The 14,822-nt window shown below is 63.9% G+C and carries 15 protein-coding genes; 3 read left to right on the top strand and 12 right to left on the bottom strand.

Annotated elements, in window-relative coordinates:
• From H1B27_RS38665 to dmeF, 4 genes are all read right to left on the bottom strand, one after another.
• Positions 1-1,308: S8/S53 family peptidase (locus tag H1B27_RS38665; protein ID WP_197969639.1), on the bottom strand; the 1,308-nt coding region annotated here is incomplete at its 3' end.
• A gap of 39 nt (positions 1,309-1,347) precedes the next feature.
• Positions 1,348-2,361 (bottom strand): phosphatase PAP2 family protein, encoded by a 1,014-nt coding sequence (locus H1B27_RS38660; protein ID WP_197969638.1) that lies wholly within the window; start codon positions 2,359-2,361, stop codon positions 1,348-1,350.
• 150 nt (positions 2,362-2,511) lie between these two features.
• Positions 2,512-4,344: an adenylate/guanylate cyclase domain-containing protein gene (locus tag H1B27_RS38655; RefSeq protein WP_197969637.1), complete on the bottom strand. Its 1,833-nt coding sequence runs from the start codon at positions 4,342-4,344 to the stop codon at positions 2,512-2,514.
• A 290-nt stretch (positions 4,345-4,634) separates the two neighbouring features.
• Positions 4,635-5,594, bottom strand: coding sequence for a CDF family Co(II)/Ni(II) efflux transporter DmeF (gene dmeF, locus H1B27_RS38650; RefSeq protein WP_197969636.1), 960 nt, complete (start codon positions 5,592-5,594; stop codon positions 4,635-4,637).
• 196 nt (positions 5,595-5,790) lie between these two features.
• Here dmeF and H1B27_RS38645 point away from each other — a divergent pair, with 196 nt between their 5' ends.
• Positions 5,791-6,609, top strand: a complete 819-nt coding sequence (locus tag H1B27_RS38645; protein WP_061883126.1) for a chromate resistance protein ChrB domain-containing protein — start codon at positions 5,791-5,793, stop codon at positions 6,607-6,609.
• Positions 6,610-7,995 carry a chromate efflux transporter gene (chrA, locus tag H1B27_RS38640; RefSeq protein WP_197969635.1) on the top strand — a complete coding sequence of 462 codons (1,386 nt, stop codon included), beginning with the start codon at positions 6,610-6,612 and terminating at the stop codon, positions 7,993-7,995.
• Between the two features lie 57 nt (positions 7,996-8,052).
• On the opposite strand, the gene H1B27_RS38635 is transcribed toward chrA, so the two are convergent.
• The gene (locus tag H1B27_RS38635) at positions 8,053-8,946 is read right to left on the bottom strand and encodes an AraC family transcriptional regulator (RefSeq protein WP_197969634.1); all 894 of its coding nucleotides are present in this window, start codon (positions 8,944-8,946) and stop codon (positions 8,053-8,055) included.
• Between the two features lie 214 nt (positions 8,947-9,160).
• On the opposite strand from H1B27_RS38635, the gene H1B27_RS38630 reads away from it, so the two are divergent.
• A complete protein-coding gene (locus H1B27_RS38630; RefSeq protein ID WP_197969633.1) occupies positions 9,161-9,916 on the top strand; it encodes an SDR family NAD(P)-dependent oxidoreductase in 756 nt (251 codons plus the stop codon).
• Between the two features lie 10 nt (positions 9,917-9,926).
• Here H1B27_RS38630 and H1B27_RS38625 read toward each other — a convergent pair whose 3' ends face one another.
• From H1B27_RS38625 to H1B27_RS38595, 7 genes are all read right to left on the bottom strand, one after another.
• On the bottom strand, positions 9,927-10,586 hold the full coding sequence (locus tag H1B27_RS38625; protein WP_197969632.1) for an NrsF family protein: 660 nt from the start codon (positions 10,584-10,586) through the stop codon (positions 9,927-9,929).
• Entirely contained in the window at positions 10,583-11,209 is a 627-nt protein-coding gene (locus tag H1B27_RS38620; RefSeq protein WP_246516053.1) for a sigma-70 family RNA polymerase sigma factor, read from the bottom strand. The genes H1B27_RS38625 and H1B27_RS38620 overlap by 4 nt, the downstream gene beginning before the upstream one ends.
• Entirely contained in the window at positions 11,199-11,942 is a 744-nt protein-coding gene (locus tag H1B27_RS38615) for a DUF6969 family protein (protein WP_197969631.1), read from the bottom strand. The genes H1B27_RS38620 and H1B27_RS38615 overlap by 11 nt, the downstream gene beginning before the upstream one ends.
• Before the next feature lie 87 nt (positions 11,943-12,029).
• Positions 12,030-12,245, bottom strand: coding sequence for a hypothetical protein (locus tag H1B27_RS38610; RefSeq protein WP_061883120.1), 216 nt, complete (start codon positions 12,243-12,245; stop codon positions 12,030-12,032).
• A 35-nt stretch (positions 12,246-12,280) separates the two neighbouring features.
• On the bottom strand, positions 12,281-13,000 hold the full coding sequence (locus tag H1B27_RS38605) for a cytochrome c biogenesis CcdA family protein (protein WP_197969630.1): 720 nt from the start codon (positions 12,998-13,000) through the stop codon (positions 12,281-12,283).
• A gap of 2 nt (positions 13,001-13,002) precedes the next feature.
• A complete protein-coding gene (locus H1B27_RS38600) occupies positions 13,003-13,380 on the bottom strand; it encodes a thioredoxin family protein (protein WP_197969629.1) in 378 nt (125 codons plus the stop codon).
• Between the two features lie 994 nt (positions 13,381-14,374).
• The coding region (locus tag H1B27_RS38595; RefSeq protein WP_197969628.1) for a transposase at positions 14,375-14,822 on the bottom strand (448 nt) is incomplete at its 5' end.

The raw sequence follows: 14,822 nt of genomic DNA, 5'->3' as shown, positions 1-14,822 counted from the left end.
CGGGGGTGGTGGGCCGGGGGGCGCAGGTCCGGTGGTCGACGAGGAGCTGCGACCGCCGGGCGAGGTGAGCGTAACGATGACATTGTCCGCGTGGTTCTTCTTCATCCAGACTTCGGCGAAGCAGAGCACGGTGTTGTCGGGAGGAAGACGCCACGTCCATTCGACATGGTCGGGGTCTGCCATGGTTTGCCTGACGAAACGGACGTGCCCCTCGCCCAGATACGCGTTGCCAGCGGACAGAAAAATATCAAGTTTTGGATTTCCGGAACTGCCGTCGTAATAGGTGACAAGCTCCCTCAGCTTGTTCTCAAGTTCCGAGGTGCCATCGTGAGGTCCGGTCGTCGGTCCGTAGCTGACATTGATCACCACGTTCGTTATGCGGGAATCGACAAACGACATGATGTATTCGATCCCATCCGCGACGTAACCCTTCAGCCAAACACCGGTCGCATCACGAAGGCAGCTCTCCGGAAATTGCACGAACACGATATCAGCTTCGCAAGCGGGATCCGTTAAGGGATCCCCGGGATTCCAACTCGGCGGATCGCGCCGCGCGATGCGTGCCGAGGGTGGAATGCGTCCTGCGAGGACGTCCGTCACGTGTGCGCCATGCGAACGCCGATGCTTGAGCGTCTTGAAACCCGCATCCGCATAGCAGCCATCCTCGTCGATCGTATTCGCCCTCTTATGCAACTGGATCCAGTCGTCGAGCCCAATCACGCCAGCTCCGGACTCTCGGAAGAACTCGAGGCCGTAATTGAAGTCGAACGGCTTCTCGCCAAAGACGTCGGCGCCGACCGGGATCGGGGCTCTGGCTGGATCCTCGTTCTGATCCCAGATGCCGAGCACGCGCGTCCCGGTCGCAACACCCGCGGTCCATTTGACGAACTGAGCGGCGGCGAACGGACAGCCATCGTCGATCACGCCAATGAGGAGCGATGTCGGTGCTGCTGCGCTCGCGGACCTGTTGCGGAACGCGCCCTTCTCGATGGCCGTCGGCTTCAACGGCAGAGACAGCTCGACCCGGGATACGTTGTCGTTCCATGCCTGGTAACTTTCCTCCGCGACGGCCGCCCGGTAAGCCCGCATGGTCAGATGTCGCGAATTCGGACTGGTCAGTCCGAATTCGGCGCCGAGGCCGTGACGGCTCATTGCGGTCTTGAAGTCATCGGCCAGCTCGGCCGTCTTGAGCTCCACGAACAGGAACAGCTTCGAATTCTGCTCGTCGAAAAACTCGAAGTTCTTGAAGTCGCTCCCGATCGCGTACCGGAGATACGGGTCGAAGGATTTCGGCAATTCCTTGGCCATGGAAGGTCCTCCGCTGCATCACGCTGAACGAAGCCTCGCCTAGGTGAATTTGTACCAATCCGTCCACTCCGTCCTGGCCTTTCCCCAAAGCTCATTCATTATGAGGGATTGTGTGATCGGCCCTTCCGGAGATTCCGAATAAAACTTGTTCGCAGCGAACTGCTGGTCCGGGCTGAACGGATTGAAGTCCGTCCCAGCATTGCTGTCGATGTAGCTGGCATTGAACGTGCGGCTCTTCGATGCTGTGCTCCCCAGACAACGTCCGACGAAATACTCGCCCAGCGTCACGCCCAACATGCGCCCTGCCATGCTGTCGACCGGAAAATGGAGGCCCGCCACGACACGATTGGTCACAATGCGCGCCGCCTGACGGTCGAGCTGCTCGATCACCGTCGGGTATCTCGGTGCGAGATTGAGCAGTGCCTTCAACACTTGAGCCACCGCGTAGGTCTGCGTAGCGTGTCCCATCGGGAAGGTGCCGTGACCCGGCGTCGTGATCATCGGCTGCACTTGCGCGTTGTATTCGACCGGGCGCCAGCACGCCAGCGCGTGCTTGAAGCGCATTTCCACATAGACGCAGAACTGCAGCACCATGTTGATGAGTTCGAACGTACGCCTCGTGCGATCTGGGTGCAGATTGACGATCGACGACCAGAAGGCGTACTGGGGATCAATCTGCGCCATGATCTCAGTGGCTCGTTCGCTGCGCAGCTCGGCCCAACTGAGAACCATCGGGATCTGCGCCACGAATGTTGCCGGCGCCGGACGTTGGATTTCCGCGACCAACGATCCGGACGACCAAACCTGGAACGCGGTGCCGGCTCCCGTCCCGACTTTCGCAAAGCTGATTCCCTGCAGCATTTCGCCGACGGCTACAAAGGCACGAACCCAGGGTTCCCAGCGCTCTATTTGCACCGGATCTTCAATGCTGGGCAATCCCGGAGCGTAGCAAACTGGCGGCGGCCCCTCGGGAACGGTGATCCCTTCACGCTCGAGGATGAGTGCATCCACCATGATAGGATTGGCCCAGACGTCGCCGAGTGTGCCAAGCATCGCCCCTCCGGCCCCTCCGGCGCCGCCTGCACCTCCTGCCCCCCCTGCGCCGCCGGCTCCGCCAGCACCACCTGCGCCGCCTGCTCCTCCCGCTCCGCCTAGTTGAGCCATTGCCTGTCTCCTTGTGAAAACAAGTCGGTATGAGGTTCGTCAGCCTGTCGTCGGTAATCCTGCCACTCCCAGGCAGCGGGCCCAGTGCCTGCCTGTTTCGAGCTGCGCATTCGGAAGGCGCCCGATATATCGATCCACGGTCAATTGCGGCTCGAGTTCGCGCATCTTGCCCAGGGCTTCGCGGGCCTCCGCTATCCGTCCCTGCGAAACCAGTGCGATGGCAAGGACCCGCCAGGTGGACGGATGCATGCGATTGAGAACGAGAGATGAGCGCGCGAGCCTTTCCGCCTCCTCGTATCGATGCGCAGATAGGAGCGCCGTGGCGCCGAGAGACTCGAAATAATAGCGCTGCGGATCGAGCGGCGAGAGCCCCAGAGCGCGCCGCGTTGCTTCCACGGCCGCCTCGCCCTCGCCCTTAAAGGCATTGACGGTGCCGCGGTAGAGCCAGCCCAGCGCGTGGCTGGGGTTTGCTTCGACGGCCTGCTCACACCGCCTTCGGGCAGCGTCCAGGTCCTTCAACATGTGACAATAGACGAAGCCTTCGGTCGCAAGCGCAAGCGCGTCGGACGGGTCGCGGTCGAGCGCTGCGCGAGTGGCGCTCAAGGCCTCGGTGGCCTCGCGTTTGCGGTCCTCAGACCAGCCGCGCGTCATGCGCAGGATGTACCAGTTGGCGAGCCAGGCGCGTGGGGCAGCTATCCGGCTGTGGCGATTGATCAGTTCGTCCAGAACCTTGCGTGTCTGGAGAAACTCCTCCCTGCTCGACCGGTGCATCAGGCGGATGCTGCCAAGCAGCAGCGAATAGCTCTCCAGCGTCGGCAACGGCTGGGTCAGGATATGCTCGACCTCGGTATCGAAGACCGACAGATGAACTGCAGCGGCGATGCGGTGAGCCAGTTCGCTCTCCGGCTGCAGCAGGTCGCCGATATTGCCGCCCAGGCGGTCGGTCCAGACGACCCGGTTGGTTCGCGCCGCCGACAGTTCCGCTGTCACCAATATCCGGTCGGCATCGACCACATAGCTGCCGCTGAGAATGTAGGTGGCACCGAGATGCGCTGATACTTCCGCCACATCGCTGACCCTGCCGCGGAATATATTGGTCGACAGACGCGAGATCACTTTGAGGTTCGCCGATTTGGATAGGCGCCAGATCACGCTGTCCGCGATCAGGTTACCGATGTCGAGATGTTCCTCCGCGTCCTTGCGTGCGTCGAACGGTATGACGGCGATCGTCGGCTCCATGGGAGTACCATAGTCTCGCCGAGCGGCGAGGGTCGGATGTGGACTGGCCGGACCAACGCGGTAGGCGCGAACCGGCTTGTCAAAGTGCTTGAGGATACAGTCGCCCAAATCTTCGCACAGCGCATCCACCCCGTGCGTCAGCTCGTCGCGCGCCGCAGCGCTCCCAATCGTCTCCCCCGGTTTGGCCAGGCTGGCAAGAGCTGCCGCTAGTTGCTCATGCGCGGCCTCGCTGGCGATCGTTTCACCGGGACCGGCAAGGGTTGCGAGCCGGGCCGCAAGGTTGATACCGGTGCCATAGAAGTCAATGCCGTCGCTCCAGGCGGTGGAAGCGTTGATCCCTGCACGAAGCTGGAAGTGTTGATGTTCGGGACGCCCGCTATTCTGAACAGCGATACTCCGGTGCATGTCGGCCGCGGCATTGACGGCATCAGCCACCGACTCGAAGCGGGCCATCAACCCGTCTCCAAGGCTTTTCACGAGGCCGCCGCGATAACGCGGCAGAATCTGGCTGGTGGCAAGTTGGACGAAGTCGGTCCATCGACGCACCGCGGATGCCTCGTGCTCTCGCATCAGCCGCACGGACTCGACGAGGTCGACCAAGAGGACCACAGTGTCCTGCTGTACGAGGCCCATTGCTCGTCTCTCCGAAGCCCGCCACTGACCGGACTCTCAGGTGAATGGCCCTTAAGGCCGATGCCTTCCACTTCCTTGATGTTGACCGGACCTTGCCCGGCAGTTGCCAATTCGGCGGCAGCCCCCATCGAGCGCACGTAACTCCATACCGCGCACACGGCCGCTCGGTTATGATCCAGATCACGATTTCCGAAATGCCTGACGGGGTCGCATCCGCGGCATATATGCACAACTCACAATAAATAATACGAACGTCTTCTCGTGATGCGAGAATTCACGTTCATTCGCCGCTAATGCGGACAGGTCTCGACCTCGACCGTGACGTGGCTGAGGCCCTTCAGCCCCGAGAGCCGCCGCTTGTAGACGGCCGGCTGCTTCGGCTTGTCCGACACCACCGAGAGCAGCACGGCACAATGGCCGGGGCCGACCTGCCAGAGATGGAGGTCGGTCACGCGGTCGTCGCCGACCTCCATGCGCGCCCGGATCACCCGCTCCAGCTTCTCGTCGGCGCGCACGTCGAGCAGCACCGCCCCAGATGACTTGATTAGGCCGAACGCCCAGCTCGCGATCACGACGCTGCCGATCAGGCCCACCGCCGGATCGGCCCAGACCCAGCCCGAATACATGGCGACGGCGAGCGCGGCGATTGCCAGCACAGAGGTCGCGGCATCGGTCATGACATGGACATAGGCCGCGCGAAGGTTGTTGTCGTGGTGATGATGATGGCCGTGATCATCGTGGTCATGATCGTCGTGGTCATGCGCATGGCCATGGTGGTCATCGTGATGATCGTGGCTATCGCGCAGCAGCCACACGCTGGCGAGATTGACGCACAGGCCGAGGGCAGCCACGGCCATGGCCTCGCCATAGACGATCGGCACCGGCGTGAACAGCCGCAGCACGCTCTCATAGGCGATCTCGACCGCAATCAGGCCCAGGATGATCGCGCTGGCGAAGGCGGCAAGATCCCCGAACTTCCCGGTACCGAAGGCGAAATGCGCATTCCCCAGGTGCCGGCGCGCGAAACGATAGGCGAAGGCGGCAATGCCGAGCGCCGCCGCATGTGTGCCCATGTGCCAGCCGTCGGCCAGCAGCGCCATCGAGCCGAACAGCGAGCCTGCCACGATCTCGCCGACCATCATGACCAGCGTGAGGACGACCACGAACCAGGTGCGGCGTTCGTTCTCGTCGTGCTTCTCGCCCAGGAACGCGTGGTCATGGGTCCATTGTTCGATGGAATGGGAATGCATCGAATTCTCCCGAAGATTCAGGTCTGTCGGCGCGCAATATAGACGGCGGGCATCAATTTTCTAAGGTCCAATCGTCCCGCGGATTGACAGTGCTACTTAGTTTCGCTGTAATCTGCGCCATGGGGATTTGAGCGATCTCCCCACGAGGCGACAGGCCCAAGCATCGCGTCCCGTTCGTTTCTTGCGAGGACGCATCATGTCTACATTCACGACCATTTCGTCTGACAAAATGGCACGGCTGATCGGCACGGCGAACGCGCCGGCACTGATCGATGTGCGCACCGAGGAGGATTTTGCCGCCGACCGGCGGCTGATCCCCGGCTCCATCAAGCTCAGCCACGACAATGTGACGGATTGGGGCGGCGCTTTCGCCGGCCGCCGCGCCGTCGTATCCTGCTTCCGCGGTGAGAAGCTCGCGCAGGGCACCGCGGCCTGGCTGCGCCAGCTCGGGGTGCAAGCGGAGACGCTGGAGGGCGGCTTCGAGGGCTGGAAGGCGGCCAAGCTGCCGCTGGTCGATGCCCGCAAGCTGCCGCCACGCGATGCCGAGGGCCGCACCGTCTGGGTCACGCGGGCGCGTCCGAAGGTCGATCGCATCGCCTGCCCGTGGCTGATCCGCCGCTTCGTCGATCCCAGCGCGGTGTTCCTGTACGTAGCGCCGTCGGAAGTGGTGGGGGTCGGCGAGCGCTTTGGTGCCGCCCCCTTCGACATCGAGAACGTGTTCTGGAGCCACCGTGGCGAGCTCTGCACCTTCGACGTGATGATCGAGGAATTCGGGATCGCAACGCCGGCCCTGCTTCGCCTCGCGACGCTGGTGCGCGGCGCCGACACCGCGCGGCCGGATCTGGCGCCGGAGGCACCGGGCCTGCTCGCGGCCTCGCTCGGGTTGTCCCGGATGTACGACGACGACCTCGAACAGCTCGAGGCCGGCATGCTGCTCTACGACGCCTTCTACCGCTGGTGCCGCGACGCCATCACCGAGACGCACAACTGGCCGACCAACAAGGTGAAGGCGTAAATGGACATCCGTAACGTTCGAGCAGGAGCTGACGCCGGTCACGGCGTCAGCTTCAACGAGGCCTTTCGCGTCTGGCTGCGCGTCGCCTGTCTGAGCTTTGGCGGGCCCGCGGGCCAGATCGCGGTGATGCACCGCATCCTGGTCGAGGAGAAGAAGTGGATCTCCGAGAGCCGGTTCCTGCATGCGCTGAATTACTGCATGCTGCTGCCGGGACCTGAGGCGCAGCAGCTCGCGACCTATGTCGGCTGGCTGATGCACCGTACCGCCGGCGGCCTGATGGCGGGCGGCTTGTTCATCTTGCCCGGCATCATCGCCATCATGGGCCTCAGCTACATCTATGCCGCCTTCGGCAATGTCAGCTTCGTCGAGGCGCTGTTCTTCGGCCTCAAGGCCGCCGTGCTCGCCATCGTGGTCGAGGCCGTGGTGCGCGTCGGCAAGCGGGCGCTGAAGAACCGCGTCATGATCGCGCTCGCGGCCGCGGCCTTCGTCGCGATCTTCTTCTTCGCGATCCCCTTCCCGATCATCATCATCGCCGCCGGCATCATCGGCTATGCCGGCGCGCGGGCTGGCCGTCCGGAGTTCGCACCGGCCGGTCACGGCCCTGGCGGCAGCGGCGCCGCGATCGACAGCATGCTCGGCGAGGCCGTGCCCGATCATGTCCGTCCCAATACGGCACGGACGATCCGCGTCGGCGCGCTGTGGCTGGCGCTCTGGCTTATTCCGGTGATCGCGCTGCTGTCAGTCCTTGGACAGGTCAATGTGTTCAGCCAGATCGCACTGTTCTTCTCGAAGATGGCGCTGGTCACCTTCGGCGGCGCCTACGCCGTGCTGGCCTACGTCGCCCAGCAGGCGGTCGAGCACTATCACTGGCTGAAGCCGCACGAGATGCTGGACGGCCTCGGCATGGCCGAGACCACGCCGGGCCCGCTGATCATGGTGCTGCAATTCGTGGGCTTCATGGCGGCCTATCGCGACCCGACTGGTCTGTCGCCGATGCTCGCGGCCACGCTCGGCGGCCTGCTCGCGACCTGGGTCACCTTCACGCCCTGCTTCCTCTGGATCTTCGTCGGCGCGCCCTATATCGAGCGCCTGCGCGGCAACACGGGCCTCGCCGGCGCGCTCAGTGCGATCACCGCCGCCGTGGTCGGCGTGATCCTCAACCTCTCGATCTGGTTCGCGCTGCACATCCTGTTCCGCGAGACCGTGCCGGTGCATGCGTTTCCGCTGAACTTCGACATGCCGGTGCTGACGAGCGTGGACATTCCCGCGCTGGTGCTGGCGATCGCGGCGGCGACGGCGATCTTCCGGTTCAAGCTGGGCATGCTGACGGTGCTGGCTGGCAGCTGTGCCGCGGGCGTGGCGCTAAGGTTGGCGGGAATGATCTAGTGAGAGGAGAGCGCCGTTACCTCGCATGTCCCGGGTGGTCGATGATCCGGCTTAGCGTCAGGCTGCGGTGTCCAGTTGACCGAGCGCGGCCTTGATATCCTTGGCAGGCGACAGCCCGAACAAGCGCCCATATTCTCTCGTGAATTGCGAGACGCTTTCGTAACCTACTCCGAAGGCCGCGCTGCTCACGTCAGAGCCCTCCGACAACATCATCCGGCGCGCCTCGATGAGCCGCAGCTGCTTCTGAAATTGCAGGGGACTGAGTGATGTAATCGCGCGGAAGTGCTGGTGAAACGAGGAAGGACTCATGGCAGCCGCTTCCGCCAGGCGTTCGATCCGCAGCGGCTTTGCATATTCGGAACGAATGATCGCGACGGCGCGCGCGATGCGTTGCGCATGGCTGTCGGCGACCCCGAGAGCCCTTATCGCCGCGCCGTGTCGCCCCGCCAGCAGCCAATAGTGAATTTCGCGAACGAACTGAGATCGCAGAACCCGCAAAGAAGACGGACGCTCGAGCAGCCGCATCAAGCGGAGCGCGGCATCGGCAACCTCCGATTCGGTCGGATCGACGCGGACGGGAATGCCTTGCTGCTCGGGAGCAAGGTTCATCTCCACGATCAGGCTCGCGATCACCGCCGGGTCGAGCTCGACGACCAGGGAAAAATATGGGAGCTGCGCACTGGCGCGGGTAATCTGGCTCACCGTCGGCACATCCGCCGAGATCAGGAGCGACTCTCCCGCGCCGAAATCGAAGGTATGCGCTCCCATCGTCACGCGTTTTCGGCCCTGCAGGACGAGCGCAACGAGCGGCCGGTTGATTGCGTATTGGAGCTGGCCCCGCGTCGCTGCCCGTATGGCCGTAAGGCCCGGAATCGGCGTCCTGGCCGTGCCGTTTTGGTCGGAATGCAAGTCCGCATAGCGGCGAACAGTTTCGAGCAAGGTCGTTGTCATTCCGCGAATTTATACCAGCCGCGGGCTCCGGCAACCGGACATGGTCGGACTGCTCCAACTTTGGGCATGTGAATTGATCGTTCAACGCAGCGAGGGCCCGGCCTGAGCGGCGCTCGCGGTCATTTGGAGGAATAGGCAAGAAGGCTCAAGGATCCGGCAACTCGAATGCCGCGGTGTCTGCCACGTTCGCCGTGTCAAACGAAGGAGACATCACATGGCAAAAATTGCAATCGTCACCGGTGCGAGCCGCGGCCTTGGCCGCAACATGGCCGTCAACATCGCGCGCAAGGGCAGCGATGTCATCATCACATACCGAAGCCGTGCGGACCTTGCGGAGAGCGCCGTTTCCGAGATCAAGGCGCTGGGACGCCGGGCCGTGGCCTTTCAGTTGGACAGCGCCGACATCGCCAGATTTCCCTCCTTCGCGCGAGGTCTCGGCCAGACGCTGAGGGAGACATTTGGTCGCGAGAGCTTCGACTACCTCGTGCACAATGCCGGCGACGGCCTCTTCGCCCCGCTCGGCGAGACCACCGAGGCTCAGTTCGATCAGCAGATGAACCTGCATGTCAAAGGCGTGTTCTTCCTCACCCAGGCCTTGTTGCCGCTGATGGCAGACGGTGGCTCGATCGTCACCATCGGCAGCGGCTTGACGCGCGTCACCTATCCGGGCTTCGCCGTCTACACCATGGCGAAAGCCGCCGCTGACATGATGGCGGTCTGCATGGCCAAAGAACTTGGGCCGCGTGGCATCCGCGTCAATAGCGTTGCGCCCGGCGCGATCGAAACCGACTTCGGCGGCGGCCTGGTGCGCGACAATGCCGACGTGAACAAGCAATTCGCCGGCATGACCGCGCTGGGCCGGGTGGGTGTCCCTGACGATATCGGCCCGATGGTCGCGAGCCTGCTGAGCGAGGACAATCGCTGGGTTACGGGGCAACGGATCGAAGTATCAGGCGGGCAGATGATCTGAACGAGCGAGTTCAGCTCAACCGTCTTTCGGCCCATCCCATGGCCGATCCCCCAAAGGCCGCTCCAAGTGCGGCAAACATCGCCGCGGTGCCCACGTTCCACATCAAAATCATCGCCGATGCATCGATGGTGTGGAACAGAGAGAGCGCCGTGGCCGTGAGCGCACCGACGCTGAGACTGCCCGTGATCGCGACCGCTGCCGGCCGCAGCACGGCCGCATAGCGCAACATGATGCAGAGCAGAAGTGAGAGCGGCAGGCCGGTCAGTGCGAGCGTGGAGAAGCAGCGAACGGCTTCACCCGGACTGATCCCCTCCGGTCCAATCACGACCCAATGAGTCAGGCACTGATAGCCGACATTCGACAGCCACAGGATGAGCGCGGGCACGGGAAGGAGCAGCCAGAGCCTCGATCGGTCCGGCAGGCTAACAATGAACGCCGCGACCGCGGCAAGAATGCCGGTGGCAAGGGCCGCGGCCATGCTGGTCGCAAAGGCGGCATCCTGCATCCGCTCGGCAAGGTCGGGACGTATGCCGCGATTGATTGCAATCAGCGCCAGCAGCACGGCGGCAAATCCAAGCCAGCCAGCCGCGCGCAGCAAAGGCGGCTGCAGCCGCCTGACCGGCTTCATGTCCGACGACAGCGAGGTGATGAGGTCCGGTGTATCGATCATGACTGGTCCCGGTCGGAAAACAGTTTCTGCAGGGTCTTGAGCGCCCGGTGTACGTTCACCTTGAGCGCGGAGATCGACATGCCGCTGGCATGCGAAGCGTCCTTCAGGGACATCTCCTGCAATTTGACGAGGCGCAGCGCCTGTTGCTGGGCCGGCGGCAGGCTGTCGACCGCGGCCTGCAGATGATGCCCGTCAAGTCCCGTGTCATGTTGAGGCTCCGCAACAGCTTCATGTTCGGGCTCCATCACCACCTCGCGGCGGCGGATGCGACCCTGCCGGCGCAGGCGGTCGATCAGTCGCCGCTGGGCGATGGTGACGAGCCACGGTGCGAACGGACGCGCGGGATCGTAGGTGTGCCTGATGGCATGCACCGTCAGCAGGATGTCCTGTACGGCGTCTTCGATGTCGGCGCCGTTCCAAAGCCGCCTGGTCGCCAGCGAGCGCAGATACGGTGAGATTTCCGTCAACAGCCGGTGATAGGCGGCGCGATCGCCATCCTGCGCCCGCGCCATCAGGATCGACCAGTCGAGGTCGCGCAGCCGCGGCATCTCCCTGTCATCGGGGCCGCCACCCTCGACCACCCGGAGGACGACCGCTCGCTCGCCGAGATCCCTAGCCGTCAAGCTGCTGCTCCAGCCAGGCGATATGCTGCATCAGTGAAATGCTCATGGATGACGTGACGTCCAGCGTCCGGTTGTCCAGCACGTCCGCGTCAGGCTCGCGCGCCCGCCACAGGGCGATGGTGCGATCGCGATCCCTCAAGAGGTCCTCGATCTGCGGCCTGAACAGCCTGATCATGGCCGTCAGCCAGCGATTGAGCGGCCGCGAGGGCTGGTCTCCGGTCATGGCGAAGCGGTCGAGCAGAGCAATGACGTCTTCGGCACCATGCCAGCTCTCATCCGTCACCCAGCGATTGGTGGTGAACAGCCGTGCAGGCATGCCGTCCGGCGTCATCGAGATCGCGACCAGATGCACCGGCCGGTCCCCGTCGGATCTGCAATTGCGCCGAAGATGGTCCGGCAGGCCGCCCTGCCCCATGAAGACGTGGAAGTGCGCATAGTCTGGCTGCTCGCGGTCATCGGGCGAATGGGCGTGCAGATAGTACTGGCCATGCGTCACGGGATCGCGAGCGTCATCGGCCGGATAGTGCTCCCATTCGGTGAACTCTCCGCCGTGCCGCAACGCTTCGAGCACCACATTGCCGCCAGCCGCGTGCAGTTCGCCGATGCAGTCGACCACCTCGTTTGCGGCCTCTGCCATGCGCAGCAGGCGTTCCCGAGTCTGAGTATGATCAGGGACGACCACCGCCGCAGGCGCGTGGTCGATGTGCTGCTGTTGTGCTGCGGTCATGGCCATGACAGAACTCCTGATTCCTTGATTGGGCAAGGCGGAGACGGCTTGCCGCCGTCTCCTCCCGGGGTGTTCCTCACGTCTATGCACGTGCTACTTCTTCGGTGCGCACGGGTTGGCCATTCCCGGCTTCGGGGCGCAGGGATTGGCCTTCTTGCCCTTCGACGCGCAGGGATTCGCCATCGAGCCGGACTTGGGCGCGCAGGGATTGCCGGCCTGGGCCTTGGCAGGGACCGGGGCGGCCGCGATCATGCCGCCGACGGCTGCAATGGCGCCGAGGGCCTGAAGGGATTTGCGCAGTGTCGTCATCGTTGAGTCTCCTTCTCGGGTGAAAAGACGCAGCGTCAGAGCCGCGTCGTTACGGCAACCAACCAGTCCGGCATGGCGCGCGTCAGGGAAGCCTCGACCGTCTTGTCGAAGCCGGTAAGGATGAAAAGACCGGTCAAGACCAGCACGGCGCCCATCGCAGGCTTGGCGACATGCGCGACCCGCATCATGCCGTCGCGCCGGGCAAGGATGGCCTGGCGCGAGCCGTAGGCGAGCAGCAGGATCGGGGTTGCGGCACCAAGCGCGAAGGCGGTCATCGTCGCGGCCGCGGAGCCGAGATTGCGGCCCTGCGAAGCGAGACCCACGGCTGCGCCCAATGTCGGACCCGTGCAGGGTGACCAGATCACGCCGAGCAGCGCGCCGATGATGAACTGGCCGGCCAATCCCTGCGGCGTCATTCGATCGAGGATGGTCTGACCGCCCGCAGCAAGCGGCGTCGCAACCGCAGCCAACCGGCCCTGCAGCGCAGGGACCAGCAGCACCAATCCCATCGCCGCCAGCAACGCGGCAATCGCCAGCCGCAATGTGGCAGGATCGATTCCGGCGCTGAACCCAACCGTCGCCAGCGCGATGCCGACGGCAGCGAATGACAGCGCCAGCCCGGCTGCCAGCGCGATCGGCCCCCACGCATGGCGCTCGATGGCCGCGAACAGCACGATCGGCAGGATCGGCAGGACGCAGGGCGAGAGCGTCGAGAGCGCGCCCGCGGCATAGCCGAGCGCCAGCGTGGCCGCCATGATCAGAACGCCTTGCCGATCATGCCGCGGATCGCAGCCGGATCCGTTTCGCCGGTCGAGCGGGCCAGCTCCTTCGCGCCGCGATAGACGATGAGGGTGCTCTGGTGCTGCACCTTGAGTTGCTTCAGGACATCCTTGGCGCTGTCGAAATCGACATCGAGAATGACGAGGTCAGGCTTCTCCTGCGCGATCCGCTCCACGATCGGCTTCTGCTGGCGGCAGGTCGGGCACCATGGTGCCGTGACCTCGATCAGGATCGGCTTGTTGGCCGCCTGAGCCGCCTGCAAGGCTTTCGGTTCATAGGGTTGGGCGGCCTGGGCGAGGGTCGGCAGGACGAAGGCGACTGCGACCAGCAGGGCCCTGGAAAAAGTGGACGGCATGCGTCTCTCCGTTCGAACGCGGTCTCGGGGCACTTGAGCCCTCGGGAAGACTGTTCGAAGCGACGGAACAGAAGGTTACATGGATCGGATGAGAAATCTGGTCGATCCGGGATTGACGCCCTGTCGTCCGCTAGGGTTCACACGAGCGGCCACATCGTCGCTGTCCGACCTTGGCCGGGCAGCCTCCGAAAGCGAACATTCAGACAGTTGAGATAAAGGGCAAGCCTCGATCACCTCTTTCAGAGCGGCCGCTGCCCGTCGAGGCAAAACAGGCCGGTCAGTTTCACCACTGCCTTGTCAAGCCCCATCACGCAAAATATTCCACTTTACCGAAATTCGGATTTGTCGTACACACGAAACACCTGGCCCGAGACGAGGGGCGGATCGCGATCGTCACGAACCGCGGGCTGGGCAGCGATGGACGCGACGGCGTCGGCGCGACGGGCATTGCAGGGCGGGACACCGTGAGTAATGGCTTGCCGCGCATACGACACGGCGCTGACAGCGTCTTCGCATGGCTCCGGGGGCGAGCACACGCCACCCCTCGGAGCGACATGCGAGGACGTGCGCGGACGGAGAAGTCGTGTGGTCCCGACGCCCGAGGTTCTGGCGTCAAGTCTCGCGGTGATGTGACGGCCGACCGGCACGCGCATCGATCAGCCGCGAGGCGACGGGGGCAATAGTGCAACGCTCCCCGAGGAGCAACTGTGCTGAAGTAGACCGCCGATCGGCCGGCCTCAAGGCTGGCGCTGGACGCGCCACCGCCTGTCGCCGGGCTTGATTGGAGCGCCGGAAGGATGGCGAGCAGCAGGCCGGCAAGCGGTCTCGAACCGACGTCCGGTCTATGGGGTGCTGAAGACGGTGCAAAACGATACGGTGCAAAACGATACGCCGTCTTTGGCGGCTGACGGCCTTGACCCCGTCCGCTCGCCGGTCTGTCGGCTTGGTATGCGCTCGGTCGAGGACCGAGCGCGGTAGGGCGCGCTCGATCAGCTCACCGCAACGCGTAGCGGCTCGGATCCCATTTCTCGCCGCGGGCGATCATCGTATTGAGGATGACGATCAGCTTGCGCATGCAGGCAATGAGCGCAACTTTCGGCTCCTTGCCCATGGCAATCAGCCGTTGATAGAACGCCCTGAGCAACGGGTTGTTCTGGGTGGCTGCGCCGAGACAGGGCATGTAGAGGGCGTTGCGTACCCAGCGGCGGCCGCCCTTGATATGGCGCTCGCCACGTCGCTTGCCACTGTCGTCATCATAAGGCGCAGCGCCCAACAACGCGGCGGCGATCTCCTCGCGGACCGTCCCGAGTTCCGGGAGCCCCGCAATGAGGACCGCAGAGGCCGTTTCGGCGAGGCCCGGCACGCTCTCGATGATCTCGGCGCGCGCGGCAAATGCCGGTGTGGCCTTGACCGTGACAACGATTGCATCCTCGAGCTTGGCA

Origin of the sequence: Bradyrhizobium diversitatis (genome assembly GCF_016031635.1) — a bacterium.
Lineage (GTDB): Bacteria > Pseudomonadota > Alphaproteobacteria > Rhizobiales > Xanthobacteraceae > Bradyrhizobium > Bradyrhizobium diversitatis.
The sequence above is the reverse complement of the archived record's forward strand: the minus strand, read 5'-3'. Positions and strand labels throughout refer to the sequence as shown.

Bases quoted from the DNA above. Each gene is read 5' to 3' on its own strand.
- dmeF (WP_197969636.1), bottom strand. From the start codon at position 5,594: ATGCATTCCCATTCCATCGAACAATGGACCCATGACCACGCGTTCCTG.
- H1B27_RS38635 (WP_197969634.1), bottom strand. From the start codon at position 8,946: ATGACAACGACCTTGCTCGAAACTGTTCGCCGCTATGCGGACTTGCAT.
- H1B27_RS38655 (WP_197969637.1), bottom strand. From the start codon at position 4,344: ATGGGCCTCGTACAGCAGGACACTGTGGTCCTCTTGGTCGACCTCGTC.
- H1B27_RS38600 (WP_197969629.1), bottom strand. From the start codon at position 13,380: ATGCCGTCCACTTTTTCCAGGGCCCTGCTGGTCGCAGTCGCCTTCGTC.
- H1B27_RS38625 (WP_197969632.1), bottom strand. From the start codon at position 10,586: ATGATCGATACACCGGACCTCATCACCTCGCTGTCGTCGGACATGAAG.
- H1B27_RS38660 (WP_197969638.1), bottom strand. From the start codon at position 2,361: ATGCTTGGCACACTCGGCGACGTCTGGGCCAATCCTATCATGGTGGAT.
- H1B27_RS38645 (WP_061883126.1), top strand. From the start codon at position 5,791: ATGTCTACATTCACGACCATTTCGTCTGACAAAATGGCACGGCTGATC.
- chrA (WP_197969635.1), top strand. From the start codon at position 6,610: ATGGACATCCGTAACGTTCGAGCAGGAGCTGACGCCGGTCACGGCGTC.
- H1B27_RS38615 (WP_197969631.1), bottom strand. From the start codon at position 11,942: ATGGCCATGACCGCAGCACAACAGCAGCACATCGACCACGCGCCTGCG.
- H1B27_RS38610 (WP_061883120.1), bottom strand. From the start codon at position 12,245: ATGACGACACTGCGCAAATCCCTTCAGGCCCTCGGCGCCATTGCAGCC.
- H1B27_RS38605 (WP_197969630.1), bottom strand. From the start codon at position 13,000: ATGGCGGCCACGCTGGCGCTCGGCTATGCCGCGGGCGCGCTCTCGACG.
- H1B27_RS38630 (WP_197969633.1), top strand. From the start codon at position 9,161: ATGGCAAAAATTGCAATCGTCACCGGTGCGAGCCGCGGCCTTGGCCGC.